This is a genomic window from Fibrobacter sp. UBA7003 (assembly GCA_002449765.1).
Lineage (GTDB): Bacteria > Fibrobacterota > Fibrobacteria > Fibrobacterales > Fibrobacteraceae > Fibrobacter.
Window position 1 is genome coordinate 1 of record DJXN01000007.1, and the last position, 15,987, is coordinate 15,987.

Annotated in this window: 14 protein-coding genes; 8 read left to right on the forward strand and 6 right to left on the reverse strand. The window is 54.9% G+C overall.

Features of this window, described 5'->3' with window-relative positions:
- Positions 1-142: 142 nt before the first annotated feature.
- The 3 genes from B2952_RS04940 to B2952_RS04950 all read right to left on the reverse strand — a co-directional run bounded on the left by B2952_RS04940 (position 143) and on the right by B2952_RS04950 (position 3,766).
- Positions 143-883 (reverse strand): hypothetical protein, encoded by a 741-nt coding sequence (locus B2952_RS04940; RefSeq protein ID WP_290722806.1) that lies wholly within the window; start codon positions 881-883, stop codon positions 143-145.
- Positions 880-1,947, reverse strand: coding sequence for a hypothetical protein (locus B2952_RS04945; RefSeq protein ID WP_290733947.1), 1,068 nt, complete (start codon positions 1,945-1,947; stop codon positions 880-882). Before B2952_RS04945 ends, B2952_RS04940 begins: the two co-directional genes overlap by 4 nt.
- Positions 1,948-2,086: 139 nt before the next feature.
- Positions 2,087-3,766: an ABC-ATPase domain-containing protein gene (locus B2952_RS04950; RefSeq protein ID WP_290731171.1), complete on the reverse strand. Its 1,680-nt coding sequence runs from the start codon at positions 3,764-3,766 to the stop codon at positions 2,087-2,089.
- Positions 3,767-3,883: 117 nt separating this feature from the next.
- Between B2952_RS04950 and B2952_RS04955 the strand changes: the two genes are divergently transcribed.
- The gene (locus B2952_RS04955) at positions 3,884-4,420 is read left to right on the forward strand and encodes a PEGA domain-containing protein (RefSeq protein WP_173366008.1); all 537 of its coding nucleotides are present in this window, start codon (positions 3,884-3,886) and stop codon (positions 4,418-4,420) included.
- 160 nt (positions 4,421-4,580) lie between these two features.
- On the opposite strand, the gene B2952_RS04960 is transcribed toward B2952_RS04955, so the two are convergent.
- A complete protein-coding gene (locus tag B2952_RS04960) occupies positions 4,581-5,795 on the reverse strand; it encodes a hypothetical protein (RefSeq protein ID WP_290731175.1) in 1,215 nt (404 codons plus the stop codon).
- 1 nt (position 5,796) lies between these two features.
- A complete protein-coding gene (locus tag B2952_RS04965) occupies positions 5,797-6,789 on the reverse strand; it encodes a DUF6175 family protein (RefSeq protein ID WP_173382092.1) in 993 nt (330 codons plus the stop codon).
- Positions 6,790-7,065: 276 nt separating this feature from the next.
- Between B2952_RS04965 and B2952_RS04970 the strand changes: the two genes are divergently transcribed.
- The 7 genes from B2952_RS04970 to B2952_RS05000 all read left to right on the forward strand — a co-directional run bounded on the left by B2952_RS04970 (position 7,066) and on the right by B2952_RS05000 (position 14,334).
- Positions 7,066-8,010 (forward strand): hypothetical protein, encoded by a 945-nt coding sequence (locus B2952_RS04970; protein WP_290731178.1) that lies wholly within the window; start codon positions 7,066-7,068, stop codon positions 8,008-8,010.
- Between the two features lie 30 nt (positions 8,011-8,040).
- Positions 8,041-8,769 carry a response regulator transcription factor gene (locus B2952_RS04975; protein ID WP_290733949.1) on the forward strand — a complete coding sequence of 243 codons (729 nt, stop codon included), beginning with the start codon at positions 8,041-8,043 and terminating at the stop codon, positions 8,767-8,769.
- Positions 8,751-10,598: a sensor histidine kinase gene (locus B2952_RS04980; protein WP_173366003.1), complete on the forward strand. Its 1,848-nt coding sequence runs from the start codon at positions 8,751-8,753 to the stop codon at positions 10,596-10,598. The genes B2952_RS04975 and B2952_RS04980 overlap by 19 nt, the downstream gene beginning before the upstream one ends.
- Positions 10,599-10,664: 66 nt before the next feature.
- Positions 10,665-12,002: an ATP-dependent 6-phosphofructokinase gene (locus tag B2952_RS04985; protein WP_173366002.1), complete on the forward strand. Its 1,338-nt coding sequence runs from the start codon at positions 10,665-10,667 to the stop codon at positions 12,000-12,002.
- Positions 12,003-12,026: 24 nt separating this feature from the next.
- Positions 12,027-12,170 carry a hypothetical protein gene (locus tag B2952_RS04990; RefSeq protein ID WP_173366001.1) on the forward strand — a complete coding sequence of 48 codons (144 nt, stop codon included), beginning with the start codon at positions 12,027-12,029 and terminating at the stop codon, positions 12,168-12,170.
- A gap of 6 nt (positions 12,171-12,176) precedes the next feature.
- Entirely contained in the window at positions 12,177-12,938 is a 762-nt protein-coding gene (locus B2952_RS04995; protein WP_173366000.1) for a hypothetical protein, read from the forward strand.
- Positions 12,939-13,221: 283 nt separating this feature from the next.
- Positions 13,222-14,334: a hypothetical protein gene (locus tag B2952_RS05000; protein WP_290733952.1), complete on the forward strand. Its 1,113-nt coding sequence runs from the start codon at positions 13,222-13,224 to the stop codon at positions 14,332-14,334.
- Positions 14,335-14,472: 138 nt separating this feature from the next.
- Here B2952_RS05000 and pta read toward each other — a convergent pair whose 3' ends face one another.
- A complete protein-coding gene (gene pta / locus B2952_RS05005; protein WP_290731185.1) occupies positions 14,473-15,861 on the reverse strand; it encodes a phosphate acetyltransferase in 1,389 nt (462 codons plus the stop codon).
- Positions 15,862-15,987: the final 126 nt, after the last annotated feature.

Consider the following 15,987-nt stretch of genomic DNA (forward strand, 5'->3'; position numbering starts at 1 on the left):
TTTTCACTTTTTTTGAAAAAACGGGTAAAAACCAGTTTAAAAACCCTCTATCAACAAATAATTCACAAAAATCTAGTGTACAAGACCGTTTCAAGGGAGTCGAAAGCGCAAAAAAACAACCGCACACCACGAAAAAAAGCCCCTACTCCTTCCAGACGCTCCTTTTTTGCGGCCTTTCGCCGTTGTTTTCCATGGGAGACAAACGAACTTGCTCCAACGGAGAACCTTTCACAACCAGATGCAGGAGTTTTTCAGACAAACTAACGTTCGCCGTACGTCCCATTTCACCCCGGACGTCCACCTTGCCGTACGCAAGAACCTTGCCGCGCTTGACATCGGTAATGGAATACTGGGCCTTCACCGTTTTTACACCCGTTGTATCAGCACGTTCGCTTGCAACAATGACGACTGGCGATATCACCACCGCGACTTCTTCCACGTCATCCCTGTATTTTTCGCGAAGCACCGGCACCTCGACCGAATCCGCATCTGCGCCATAGCGATGCCACTGGGCGCGCCGTTCCAGCGCAAACGCAGAATCATCGACGCTCATTACTTCCGCACGGACGCTAAGCGTCGCCGCGGCATAATCCATCTGCTGCTTGAACCAGCCGCTGAAATTGCCGCCGTATTCAGGCCACTCTTTTTTGAACGACGAATACCCGTCGAACATAGGCTCGGAATACAATACCGTAACACTGCGCGGGACTCCGTCCCATTCGGGATCCACCCAGCCGCCAGCCGGCACATGGTCCCTATAGTAGGAATCTTGCGTGTAGTTCATCCAGTCAACGGCGAGTTTCATTACCGTGGTACAGCCACTCAGCACACACGTCATTAAGAACAACATAATCACAAACAAAGGAGCAGTAAACTTTTTCATCGTCCACTCCTTTTGGGCGCACCGAAATGGACCCCGGCAGAAAGATTCAACACCTCGACCAGGCCGCCCTTGTTGCGACCGTCGATCTCGAAGGAGGAATAGCGCAAGGAGAACTGCGCCCGGATATCGATATCAAGGACATTCGTCACGGGAATGAAGCCATCGACCTGCACGCCAACGAGCATAGTTTTTGACGACGGGATATCGTCTACATCTTTCATTTTCAAATCTTCACCGACCATCCCGAATATCACATCCGCCGAGAAATATTTCCATTCCATGAAGGCAAAACCGCCAGACAGCGCCATGGAAAAATGACTGAAGTCGTCACCGGAAATAGAACCAACCTGGAGCAGGAACAGGATGCGCGACATCTGCCATTCGGCCATGATGTTGAACCCGGTCGAAGGCTCCAGTATTTTTTCCAATCCTCCTGAATACATCGCATAGGAATACCCGCCAAGCAGCGTCCAGTGCATCCACTTGGGAGCCACGGACAGATGCTGATCCTCGGCAGCCTTCGCCGTCTCGGGGCTTGCTGGAGGCACCCAACCAAGGTAAGGGCTACCGGGATAGCGTTTGCGAAATTCATTCCACTCCGCAATAGAATTGCTATAGTCCATCGGTTCGCCACCGCCATAGTTCAGCGCGAGGCGTTCCAGGTATATGCCGTAAAATTCGCGCGTCTCGCGCGGGACATCCCTCACCGCCATGGCAAACCGTAAATCGCGATGGTTCACGTTGATGGCCAGATGACGCTTTTCGAGCAGACATTCCCCACCAACAACCTGCAGTTTTTCGCGGACCGCCACAATGGAATCGTGTTTCGCGAGCAGAAAATCTATATGCTCCCAATACTTCGGCTTGTCTATGGCATCGGCATCCTGGATCGCCCTGCTGTACAGGAGGAATTCCTCTTCATAAGAAAGGAGAACAAAACCGGCAGGCGGCGCGAGGCGTTCCAGTTCCTCGACAGCCCTTTCCGAGGAATACCCGTAAATGGCATCGCGCTTGGCCTTTTCCAAACTTGAATCGGCAGCATAAGCCACCTGTGCAAGCAGCACAAGGCTAAATAGAACTAAACAAAGCTTTTCTCCTCTGGACATGATCACACCTTACCGAAAAACTAATAGGAGGCCCCGAAAACAACTCGAAGACTCTATTAGAATATATATCAACGTTGCAGATTATGAATGTAATTCGTCAGCGTTTTGCAGCGGTCAGTCGGAACGCCACGCAGGCGATATCGACGGCACGGGACAGGCTCATCTCGCGGCTCATGCCTTGCGGCAAGTTGCGAAACCCGACATTGCAAATCGTGTCGCAAAGTTTCTGCGCCGCACCTGCGACAGAATCGACAGGCGAGTCTCCCTCGGCATTGCTCGCGGCATTCTGGAGCATGTTCAAAAGCATGAAACCGGCACCGAAACGTTGCTGTTTATCTACCAGCGTCACAAGTCTCGATGTGTCGGCCACAAGGAAGCCTATCTGCAAAAGCGTATCGCCCACAAGCTTCACCTTCACCTGGCGTTCCACGGCAGAGGCCGGACGTACAAATTTCTGAAGGGGCTGCATGTAGGCAACAAAGGGGCGCTTCACCGGCATCCCGGCGGGCACCAGAGCAGCCGCGGCTTCATTGAACCTGGCGCACTCCGCCCTGTAATTTGCCATTACAATTATGTTGTCTGCAAGGTCAAGATAGTCACCGCAGGCGCCCGCGACAAGAATAAAGTTCATGCCCGCAGAAGCGAGCTCGCGAATGCGGTCGGTCAGCGGGATAAGCGGCTCGCGCTCGTCGCCCAGCAGTTTGCGTACGCGCATGTCGCGAATCAAGAAGTTCACCGCAGAGGAATCCTCGTCGATGAAGAATGTTCTTGCACCCGCCTCCATGGCTTCGAGAAGGTTCGCCGCCTCGCTCGTGGAACCCGAGGCCGACAGCGTATTGAAATCCTTCGTGCTGATGCCACCCGGCAAGTCGCGGACAAACATCGAGAGGTCCGTACCGCGAACGCTGCGCCCGTCTTCCACACCCACACGGAGCGCAGTCTCGTCAACCACGATTCCCTCGCGACCGTCACCCGGCACATGCGGGTACACCGCCCGCGTCAAGGCCTGCAACAACGTGGATTTCCCGTGGAACGCGCCGCCGGTAATAACCGAAATTCCCTTGGGGATTCCCATGCCGCGAATTTTGCGTCCGCAAACATCCAGAGTCACAGCCATCTCCGCAGGCGAGGCAAACGGCACGGCTCCCTCTAGAGGCATTTCGCTCAGGCCCGAAGCCCTCGGAAGAACCGCCCCGTCGGGCACGAACGCGCAAAGCCCGCGAGTATCGAGCTGCTCCAGAATTTCCTTGCGTTCGGCAAGCACACGGTAGTGTTCCAGCATCTGGGGTTCGTCCGCCTTGCTGAAATACAGCCCCGCCGACACAAGGTCAGGCAGGACCATCGTCAAGATTTCCGCCGCAGGTTCCGCCTGAATCTTGCGGCCCTCGCCCGGGAGCCTCACCTGCAAGCACACACGAATTTCGCCATTGTCTATCCAAAGGCTATTCCGCACCAACATCTCGGGTCCGGCAGAATCGAACAGGACCGCGGCATCTTTCCCGGGGAACCTTTCCTGCACCAGGCGTCCCAGTTTACGGTATAGAAAATCGCTCAGCGCGAGCCTGCGTTCAAAGCTACCGCCCCATTCCGACGCATACCCGAGCGTCGAAAGAGCCGCTTTGAGAATAACCCTCGAAGGCGGCGCATACGGATCTCCCTGCACATGGATAAATTCCAGCACAAAGTCGCCAAAATCCCATGGTTTTTCAGCGAGGCTCTTGTACAGGCCGTAGTTCTTGCCGCTCAGAATGCGGATTTTCTGGTATAGGGCTTTCATAAAAATTGGCTTTTGGGTGTCTCTTAAAAGAATTTTACCTACAAAATATTATAAAACTCTTCCCACTTCAAGGAAAACTTTATATTTTAGGGGTAAACGTAAATAGGAGTAACACTAATGAAGAAACTTTACATCCTCGCCCTTTTGGTGGCATTCCTTGTCTCGGCCGCTGTCGCAGACGACGACCCGCCTCCCCGCGGAAAGCCCGCAACCGTTACCATCATCACGAACCCGCCCAACAGCGAAGTGTACCTGGGTAACGAACTCCTCGGCAAGAGCCCCATCGAGAACATGCAGGTGCAGTCCGGTCGCCAGACCCTCATCGTCATCGACCAGGGCTACGAACTGGTGAACCAGCGCGTGAACGTGTGGCCGGGCAAGGACAAGCGCAACACCTTCGACTACGGCACCAAGATCCCGAAGGGCCACATCGAAGTGACGACCATTCCGGGCAAGTGCCTTATCTATGTCGACGGCGAAAACTCCGACAAGACCGACGGCGCAGCTCTCACCATCCACAACCTCGACGCAGGCGACCACCTCGTGCGCGCAGAATGCTCCAACCGCAAGTCCGCCGAAATGCTCGTGACCGTGAAGGGTGAAGAAACCGTCAAGATTACGCTCGACGCTAGCGGCAAGAAGAAAAAGAAGTAATCGTCAAAGCACCGCGGGTGCACACGAAGAAACTGCAAAGGACGCCGGATGGCGTCCTTTATTGTATATACGAGGCAAGCTCTTGCATGCCAAAATTTTTTTTCATCGCTTACGCATGTGTATGCGCGAGGCAAGCTCACGCTTGCCGAAGTTTCTCGTTTTACTTTCCGCAGGTAGCCTTGACCTGCTGTTCCAGTTCCTTGAACTTGAGTTTGCCGATAGCCTTGGAAACGGCTTCGCTTTCCGTCTTCCCGACACCCTTGGAACTCTTCGAGAAGCTGACCCTGTCACCGGAAACGGAGATGGCGACATCAAATGACAGGAGCTGGTTCAGGGAACTCTTGGGAGTCGACTTTACCTCCGCGGCGAGGAGCGGGTAGCGGGAATCGTTTCCGACGAAGATGGATTGCTTGGCCATCTGGTCGGTAAGCGCCTTGCATCCGTCTGCATTGCCCTTGCAGTCAAGGCGCACATTGCATGCCGGCAGCTTAACCTCGTACTGGACCACAAAGCCCTGGGCCATCCCGGCCGCCTTCAAGATATCTTTCGGGAAGTTGGGAACCAGGGTCAAGGTATGTTGGCCAGCACCGAATTCCACATTCTGGATCGTGAACACGGCAACGCCCTGATCCTGGGTGCGACGTTCGGCGAGCGTCTTGCCATTTTGCACGGCCTTCAGCGGGAAATCCGTCACGATTCCATTCGCATCCGTAACCGTCACGTTCAAGTCGGTGATGATATCCTTGTCGATAACCAGGCGCGCCGGTACGGATTGCACGCTGATGTTCGCGAGGCGCGATGCGATAGCGGCCTTGAGACCGGGAAGATTGTGCTTCAGGTTGAACGATTCATTCAGGGTAAAGACCTTGGCAAGTTCAGCCTTCAACTGCGCATACGGCTGCAGGAGAGCCTCTGCCGCGGCGAGGTTGCGCGCAGCCTCGTCATAGCGGGAAGCGTCCAGGGCGGCGCGGCCGGCAGCTTCAAACTTCTCGAGCTTTTCTTTTGCCGTCGCCATCTGCAGGCGGATGTTGTTCGTCATCTCGTCGATATCGAGCGTGGCCGTCGCGCGGAAGCGCTTGCCTTCCTTCGGGAGCGGAGTCACCTTGATCCACTTGAGGTCGACATCGGTCTTCACGTTCTTGTTGGACGTATAGGTCTGCGAAATCTTCTCCTTGCCTCCAGCGGACACATCCTCCGTATAGAGCTTGTCATCGGTCTTGACCGTCGATGAAACCTGCTTTGCGACACCGGCCATCGCAGTATTATTCGCTTCTTCCTGCGATACGGCAGAAGATGCCGTATAGGTAATGACCTTGCCAGCAAAAGCAGCAACAGAGAACGACAACAGCAAAATCGCAATTTTCTTGATGTTCATCTTACTTCAACTCGATAAGAATAAGTTTCTTGGTGATGTTGATTTTCTTGACTGTCACCGAACCCTTCATGCCGCGACGGACGTAGCTGTAGACTTCCTGCGAATCGGCGAACTTGTTCATGTCCGCGAATACGGTCAGGTCGATAGTCTTCGATGTCATCACGTTCACGCTAACACGCTTGAAAGCCTTCTTCAGGAGCTGATCTACGTCATCCTGGATATCCTCGACACGCTGTTCATCGAACTCTCCCTGGAGTTTCATGATGACCTTGTACTGCACGCCGTTCTTACGGTCCACTTCCCAGTAACCCTTGATTTTCTTCTCGAGGCCAGGCATGGCGCGTGTAGCGGCGGCAAAGACTGCGTCAGCAATTTCGCCACGGGAATTTCCCGAAACCATGGCCTGGCTCGTCTGGCTTCCCAGAAGGCGCGCGGTCGCGGCCTCGTAGGCGCTCAGCTCAATCAGCACGACTCCCTTTTCGATGGATGCCGCAAACTTGACGTAGATATCGGCACCGAGAGCAAGACTTGCAAGATAGGAGAGGTCCTCGTCCGTCTCGGCGATATCCTGCTGCATCTGGATGACCTCGTTCAATGTCTCCTGGCCCTGCAGGGACTTGACTTCGTACTGGCGCTGTGTCAAATAGCTGTTGATGGCTTCGGTCGCCATGCGGTTGTTGGGGTTGCTCTGGAAAGCCTGCAAATCACTCATGCCCTTTGCCTTCTGGGCCGGGACGACGAGAATTGTAGGCATGTGGAAGTCCCCCGCATAGGAGGAATTCGACTGCGAAACCGGCCTCTGGGCCGATGCCGGAGCCACCGCCTGCTGCTGGGTCCTCTGTGCGGGAGCCGTCTTCGGGGCGGGCCTTTCCACCCCATCCAATTCGTCATACGCACGGGAAGCGTCGCGCTTGGTCTCCGTTCGCGATGGAGCCCCGAACGAGAGGCCGACCAGGCAACCGAGGAGAATTATGTATTTTGCGATATTTCGCATATCACACCTTCTTTCAAACATCTTGCGATACACCGGCTACCCCTGCCAAACCGCATCAGGGGTCACCCTAGCATCTTAATAGATAGTAATATATACTTTTTTTCACATTGTCAGAGAAAAATGATACGAAAAGTGTGATAAATATCCTATTTATCCGATAAAAGGACTCGGAAAGAAGGCTTCTGGCCCATTTTCTTGTTTTTTCGGACATTCGAGTGTCCGTTTTTTGATTTTTTTTTCTAGTTTCAAGTTTGAAAGTCAATCCAAGGAGTCTATATGAACTTCAAAGCAGTCCTTGCGGCAGGCGCCCTGCTTGCAACACAGTCTTTTGCCATCATCGGCATCGGTGCTCACTACACCCCCAATTTCGGGACGAAGATGACCGGTTTCTCGGCCACCCCAGACAGGTTCGGCAACAGCGTCGACGTTTCCGATGCGGGCGAAGTCAAGCTGTGGCACGGTGGTTTCAACGAGATGATGCACGGTTTCGGCTTCAAGGTGTGGGTGGACATCCTCCCCATCATCGACGTGGAAGCGACATTCAACATCCAGTTCGGCTCCTACGACGCATCGCTGTTCATGCTCGACCCGAGCCTCGCCCTCAAGAGCGCCATGGGCATGGGCTCCGGCGAAGAATACAAGCTGGAAGACTACAAGCAGATTGACCTCGAAATCGAACTTGGCGGGACCCCGTTCGGCAAGGCGAACCCGAAGTTCGTGCAGATGAACGGCGACATCTCCATTACCTACCCCATCACGTTCATCCCCATCATCCGCCCCTACATCGGCGGCGGTCTCACCTACTACATGAACACGTTCATCCTGAACCAGAAGTTCACGAAGCGCGTCGTCGGTGACACCTACAAGACCCTCATCGACACCTTCAAGGACGAAGCGGAAAAGAAGGTTAACGACATCATGAGCGACCCGACCAAGCTGCTCGACCCATCCGCAGACCCGACTTCCATGGCGATGCCCGACCAGGCCGACATCATGAAGACTGTCTCTGACGCCATGGTCGAGAACCTGCAGGATGCCGCCCTCGAAGAAGGTCTCAAGACTAGCATCGGCGGACATATCCTCGTTGGCGTGCGTGCCAAGCTCCCCATCATCCCGATCGCCGCATATGCAAACTTCAAGTACTACTTTGGCGGAGACTTCCCCGAAGAAGTCGAACCGGGCAGGATGGCCGCTGAAGTCGGCGTCGGCTTTGCACTTTAATTTTAAGGAAGGAATACAAAGGAATCAAAGATGGCTCTCAATCCAAGCAGCACAAGCATCCTCATTGTTGAAGACGAAATTGCAATTGCCGAAGGTCTCGTGGATCTCTGCGAACTCAACGGCTACAACGTAAAGCACGTGACCGATGGCGAAAGCGGCCTTTCCGAAGCCCTCTCCGGGCAATACGGGCTAGTCCTCCTCGACGTGATGCTCCCTGGAATGAACGGTTTCGAAGTCTGTGACAAGATTCGCGAAAAAGACAGAAGCCTCCCCATTATCATCCTCTCGGCAAAGAACACCGACGAGGACATCATCAACGGCCTCAAGTTCGGCGCCGACGACTACATCCCGAAGCCGTTCTCCGTCCCCATGCTGCTCGCCCGCATCGAAGCGGTACTCCGCAGGAGCAGGCAGTCGCTGGAAAACGAAGGCAAGCTCGCCGCCGGCAACCTCCGCGTGAACTTCCGCGAATACGCAGGAACGCGCGGCAAGGAAGAACTCGCATTCACCCGCAAGGAAATCGAAATCCTCGAATACCTCTGGAACAACCGCGACCACGCAGTGCCCCGCTCGGAGCTGCTCCGTGAAGTCTGGGGCTACGAGAATGCCGAATCCGTGGATACGCGCACCGTGGATATCCACATCACCAAGTTGCGCAAAAAGATCGAGGACGACCCCTCGCACCCGAAGCTCCTGGTCACGTTCCGCGGCGAAGGTTACCAGATGCGGTCGACGCCTGAATGCACAAAAACCGCTTAATTGCAATATTCGTTGCCATCTTCGTTGTCATAGCGGTGCCCATCGCGGGGCTCCTCTATGACTCGTACCTGCACATGCAGGACGACACCAAGGCCGAGTGGGCCATGCACGCGAACCAGGTGCTGAAGATGGCGAACAACCGCATCAAGGACGACCTCTCCATCGAAAACAAGCGGTCGTTCATGGAATACCGCTTCATCAAGGTCGCAAAGACCATCTCGGCGGGCGAACAGCCGACCTATTCCGACCTAGCCCTGAACTACCCCGTAGTTTCGTGCGACAACGACTCCACAAAGAACGACTACTGTAGCCAGTACACAGGATTGATCGGGCATTTCCAGATAGACCCGGACGGCGTTTTCAGCACGCCCTATCTGCCGGCAGGTGTGCTCGGCCAAGTGCAGCTCGAAAACCGCGAAGTACGCGAGTCCCTCCAGAACAAGCTCAAGTTCATTGTCCGCGACATGGGTATCAAGAACAAAAAGGCGACCGCGCAGGATTCACTCAAGAACTCGAGCGCGCTCGACCAGCTCGCAAACGAAGTGGACCTCTCCAAGCGCAAGAAGGGACGGAAGACGCGCGTGGAAAGGACGTCCGAGCAGGAGCAGTTCGCATTCAACGTTGAATCGGCCAAGAGGGATACATCCGGTCTCTACCGCATATTCCCCTATGTCGGCACGATGGACATCTCCATCGAATCGTTCCAGGTCGAACTGGACAGCCGCCACATCGTTTTCTACAGGAACGTGCTGCGCGGCGAAGAAAACTTCGTACAAGGTTTCGTCGTCGACATCCGCGAATACCTGAAGAGCATCGTAAGCCTCGAAATCAGCGAGTACGAGAACAGCGACAACCACCTCTCGCTCCGGTTCTTCAAGAAGGGTGAACAGGTCATCTCGTTTGGCGACAGGAACAACAAGACCCTCAAGGTGTTCGAGGAACCGCTTGCCGAACCGCTTGACGGCATCACCCTCGCCATGTATATCGACCAGGACGCCGAGAAATCCAGCGACCACGGCCAGGTCATATCGAACGGGAACTTGCTCATCCTCATCGGCGGCATCATGTTCCTGTTGCTCGGGGGCGGCCTCGTCTCGATTTACCGGCTCACCCAGAGCCAGCTCAACCTCGCCCAGAAGAGGCAGGACTTTATCTCGGCGGTGAGCCACGAGCTCAAGACTCCGCTAACCTCGATAAAGATGTACGCAGAGCTGCTGCAGAATTCGTGGGTGGCGAACGAGGAAAAGCGGCACAAGTACTACAACCTCATCGCAAGCGAAGCGGAACGACTCACGAGGCTCATCCAGAACGTGCTTAACTTGTCCAAACTCGACGGAAACCGCTGGACCGTACAGCTGCGGCAAGACAGGCCCAAGGCCGTCCTCGACGATTTCGTCGCCACCTACACGCGCAACGTGGAGAAGAACGGGTTCTCGCTTACGGTCACCTGCGATACAAGCGCAAGCGAAGTCTCGCTCATGATGGACCGCGATGCCGTAATGCAGATTCTCATGAACCTGGTGGACAACTCGCTCAAGTTCTCGAAGAATGCCGACTACAAGATGATCGTCATCGAACTCAAGAAGGAAGGGAACCACGTGTACCTCGCCGTGCGCGATTACGGCCCCGGCATTCCGCCTTCCGAAATGAAAAAGGTGTTCCAGGAATTCTACCGCGTCGAAAACGAGATGACGCGCGAAACCAAGGGCACGGGCATCGGGCTTTCCATGGTGAAAAAACTCTGCGCACTTTCGGGAATGACCATCGAACTCGAGAACGCGGGGCCCGGATTGAGGACGAAAATACACTTCCCGCCCGCATCCGTCTAGGCCCTTTTTTTGTATTTTAAGGTAGGTTCCGCTAAAGGAACCTCAGAACGCAACAAGGATTAGGCAATGACACAGGAAGACATTCTCCAGAACCCGGACCAGTACGACCTCTCCATCGAGACCGTCGGCAAGGGGACACTTCGGTCGCCCATGAAGGGCATACAGTTCGTTTCGGAAGAAGACCGCATTAGCCTCACCACGGATGTAAAGCGCATCCATGAATTTTACGAGAAAGGCATCGCCATTCCCTCGCTCGAAGCGGCCGGCCCGCGCGAGACCATTTTCCATGACCCCGCCTGGACACGCGCGGGAATCGTCACCTGCGGAGGCCTCTGCCCCGGCCTCAACAATGTCATCAAGGGCCTGGTACAGGTGCTGTGGTTCGACTACGGCGTCCGCAACATCTTCGGCATTCCCTACGGCTACCGCGGACTCAACCCCGCCTACGGATACTCGCCCATCGTCCTGAACCCGGATGTCGTGGACTCCATCCAGGAAGACGGCGGCACCATCCTCGGAAGTTCCCGCGGCACGCAGGAACCCGCCATCATGGTAGACACCCTGATGCGACTCAACATCAACGTTCTGTTCTGCATCGGCGGCGACGGAACACTTCGCGGGGCGCATGCCATTGCCGAAGAAGTAAAGAAGCGCAGGCAGCCCATCTCGGTTATCGGCATCCCGAAAACCATCGACAACGACCTGAATCTCATCGACCGCACGTTCGGTTTCGAAACGGCCGTGCTCTCCGCGACCGACGTGATAACGAGCGCTCACAACGAGGCGAACGGGGCGTTCAACGGGCTCGGTCTCGTGAAGCTCATGGGCCGCGACTCGGGCTTTATCGCCGCCTATGCCGCCCTTGCAACGACCGTCGTGAACTTCTGCCTCATTCCCGAAGTACCCTTCACGCTGGAAGGCCTCTTCAAGGCTCTCGAGAGCCGCTACGCAAGCGGCAAGACGCACGCCGTCATCGCTGTCGCCGAGGGCGCCGGACAGGAACTATTCAAGGACCAGGAAGAACGCCGCGACGCCAGCGGGAACATCCTCAAGAACGACATCGGCGAGTTCCTCACGCGCAAAATCAACGAACACTTCAAGAAGGTCGGCAAGGAAGTGAACATCAAGTATTTCGACCCGAGCTACATGGTGAGAAGCATCCCCGCGAAAGGAACCGACGCCATTTTCTGCTTCCAACTTGCTGAAAGCGCCGTGCACGCAGGCATGGCCGGCAAGACCGACATGGTGGTGGGCAGCATGAACGAACAGTTCAGCCACGTGCCTATCGAATACGCCGTAAACGAAAGGAAGAAAATTGACCCGAACGGAACACTATGGCACGCCGTTCTCGGCGCCACACGCCAGCAGGACTATTTCTCCGGCAAGGGCAAAGGCAACAAGTAAACGTATTTTTATTAACTTTACCGCATGCTGAAAAAAGAAGAAAGACTCCTCATCCGCACCTCGCTCATGGAATACCGCAATATTTTGTTCAAGACATACCACGGTACAGACGAAGAGAAGGGGCGGATAGCGCAGGTCAACAAGCTCCTGCAAACCTGGAAAGTATAGGACCCCATGGGAATCGGCTTCAAGACTTTATTCGTATTCGCATTGGCAGCCAGTGCCGCGTTCGCAAACGAGGATCTCCGTTTTGCGGACTCGTGCTATGCGGCCAGGGCGGAACGAGCCAAGGGCGACAAGGCCGACGCGCATAACGCGAAACTCATGATCGACGCCTATCACAAGGCCACCAGCGACGCCTCGGTCGAAGAAGCCGCCACCGAAGGCTACGTGAAAAGTCTTTTCTTCTCGTTCCGGTTCGTGCCCTTCGACAAGAGCAAGCGCGCGAGAAAGCTCGATTCGCTCAAGACTGCCAGCGAGGATGCCTACGGCAAGTTCCCGAAAAACAAGGAAATCGCACACATCTATGCATCCGCTCTTTCCATGTGGGGTGCCGACAAGAATCCGCTGCAGGCCGTAAAGGACGGCGTCGCCGCCAAGGTCCGCGATGTCGCGACCGCTGCCGAGGACTACCAGGTGCTCGGACGCGCGCATTTCGTACTGCCCTACATTCCGCTAGTCCTTTCATGGCCCGACAAGAACCTCGCCGACAAATACCTGACCATGGCGCTGGAAAAGGACCCAAAAGACTTGTACAACTACTTCTTCCTTGCAGAGCTTCGCTTTGACCAGAAACGCTATGCCGACGCGCTCGACCTTATCGAACGCGGTCTTTCCCGCGGTATCCGGACAAACTATTTCATGGAAGACAAGCGCGGCCGCTGGCAGCTGAAAGAGCTCAAGAAGAAGATTAACGCCAAGCTCGACAAGAAATAGGGCAAAGCGTCAATTAAACTGGCCATCCCAGCCAGGAGTCCGGTCGCTATCCCCCAACAGGTTTGCATGTTGACGAAGTTCAACGACCTTCATCTCCGGAGACCGATAATCTCTTTTTTGAACAATACAAGTGTAACAAGACTGCTTGCAGACCTGTTTCCGAGCCGCAGCCACGGACGCTGAACGCGTCAAATAACTGAAAACATAAGTATTCATTGCGGTAGAATTAAATTATATTTATTATACAGCAGAAATTCCAACTTTTCCCCAGGAGACTCATATTATGGAAGGAAACGCTATCAACCAAAAAGCCATGGAACTACTCCATGAGGCCGCCTTCACCTCTTCCCTTATCAAGGCCAAGGAACGCGAAAGCGGCATTGTAACAGAAGAAAATATGTACCCGGTCAACAAGAAAGAGACCGACCGCATGGCAGAACTTCTGGGACAAGCCGAAGCTGCTGCCGACAACGCCCAAGACCCGGCATTCGTCGAAAAATTCGACCAGCTAAACGATATCGTACAGTGGTCCTACGCCCGTCATCGCACATGGAAGTTTAGCCTTATTTGTGGCGTCATCCTTTTGGCCCTTCTTTTCCTATGGGCACGCAGCAGCAGTCAGGACTCGGTCCAAACAGCAAAAGACACTATCGCAAAAGTCGAAGCCTGGACCGAAAACGACACCACCATCTCTTGGGAAAAGAGCGGAACGCACTTCAAATACACTGAACTCTTCGTCTCTGCAAACAAATGGAAAGCGAACAAGCTGGCCTCGTATAAAAACAACTACCTCGAGTGCGAAAAGAACCTGAAGACCCTCAATAAGTCTCTTGAAACGGCCACCACCGACTCCAGCAAGAATGCAATCCAAAAGCAAATTGAATACAACACAAAAGACATGAACCAGAGCCGTGCCATTTTCGACAGCATTGCCGCGATGAACTTCCAGCAAATCAAAGCCAGTGTCATCGCGGATGAAAATCGATACATCAAGAGTTCAGAATCCAGCGCCACAACCTACCTGGTTTTCATCATCCTCCTTGCCGTTCTCATCGGCCTCTACATCTGGACCGGTTACCCCTATGGTTACGAAATGACGCGCAGCCGCACCCGCAACAAGATCCTCGAATGGGTGCGCAAAGTCGGTTTTTCATTGGCAAGCACGTTCTTCGGCGCTGGACTTGCAGCCAAGCTCTTTGCCGATGACTATATCGTAAAGACCACATTCATGGACGGTCACACCGAAACCCGCAGGGAATCGGACATTGCCGGCACCTTCTTCAACATTATCATAAAATTCGGCCTCATGGCAGTCGGTGCCTTCATCTTCATATTCATCTCCATATTCATCATCTTTATCGAAACCGCAGCCGGCCTGATAAACAAGATCCGCTAGACGATCGCCAAAGCCATTTACCCAACAGAAAAGCCGGTAGCAAACGTGATGAAAACCCCGAAAGTTGTATCCAACTTTCGGGGTTTTCATCAAAGCGGTGCTTTTAAGCTTTGCACTAGGATGAGCGGTCGCTAGCTCTTAACCAGCCTGCACGGCGGTGAGGGCGATGGTGTAGACAATGTCTTCCACGAGGGCGCCACGGCTGAGGTCGTTCACCGGCTTCGCGAGCCCCTGGAGCATGGGGCCGATGGCGATGGTGCCCTGGGCGCTACGCTGCACGGCCTTGTAGCCGATGTTACCCGCAGAGAGGCTCGGGAACACGAACACGGTCGCGTGACCGGCGACGGTGCTGCCCGGGGCCTTGAGAGACCCAACGCTCGGCACAGTCGCCGCATCGTACTGGAGCGGGCCATCCACGAGCATCTCGGGGCGGGCTTCCTTCACAATCTTGGTCGCTTCGCGCACGAGGTCCGCATCCGGGCCCTTGCCGCTGTTCATGGTGCTGTAGCTGAGCATCGCGACACGGCTGGGAAGGCCGAAGGCCTTAGCGGTGTCGTCGCACTGCATGGCGATTCCCGCGAGTTCCTCGGCGGTGGGGTTCAGGTTGATGGCACAGTCGCCGTAGATGTAAGTCTTGCCAGGCATGCACATGAAGAACACGGAGCTCACGGACTTGACGCCCGGGGCGCACTTGATAACCTGCAGGGCAGGGCGCAGTGTATCGGCGGTAGAGTGGATGGCACCGGAAACGAGGCCGTCGACTTCACCCATCTTGAGCATCATGGTGCCGAGCATTACGTTATCTGCAAGAGCCGCGCGGGCCTGGTCTTCGGTCATGCCCTTCGACTTGCGGAGTTCCACGAGCGTCGGAACGTACTTTTCGGCGAGTTCCGCACTCGGTTCAATAATTTCGATGTCAGCCGGGAGCTGCACGCCCTGTTCCTTCGCGACCTTCAGGATTTCTTCCTTCTTGCCCACGAGCACGGGAACCGCGATACCACGGTCGATTACGAGCTTCGCTGCCTGCACGGTACGCGGTTCGCTACCTTCGGGGAGCACAATGCGCTTCTTCGCCTTGGACGCCTTGAGGAGCAGGCCCGCACGGAACATCGCCTGGCTCGTCTTGCGTTCGGCAGGTTCAGCGGCGAGGTCCTTCGCAAGGCACTTGGGGCAATGCAGCAGGCGGCACGGGCAGAACAGGTCGGCATCCTCGCTATCGGAATAGATCTTCGCGTCGAGCGCGGTCGCGAGGGTGTCGTTGAACTTCTGGGCCATCACGTCGCTCATGCCAACAGCGCCTTCCACCACGACTGCATCCACGGAATCGAAATCCTGCTTAAGGAAGTCGGCGGCAATCTTTTCCATGAGCACGGCGGAGTTGTGCTCCTTGAGTTCGGCAACTGCCTCGGCGCCGTTCACGCAGGGCTTGTAGGTGGCGGACTTGAGGCCGGCGGCGGCAACGGCGTCGACGACTTCCTTGACTTTGGCTTCCATATTTGCGGAAGCAACCAGGTAGACTCGATTCATAGAATATCTCCGGAATAAAACTGATTGTTGAACGTGTAAAAAGTAGGTTTTAACCGCGGAAAAAATTGGGGACCTGTCCCAAAAACGGCACCCTTCGCCCCGCAGTAAACTTTTATTTACATGAAT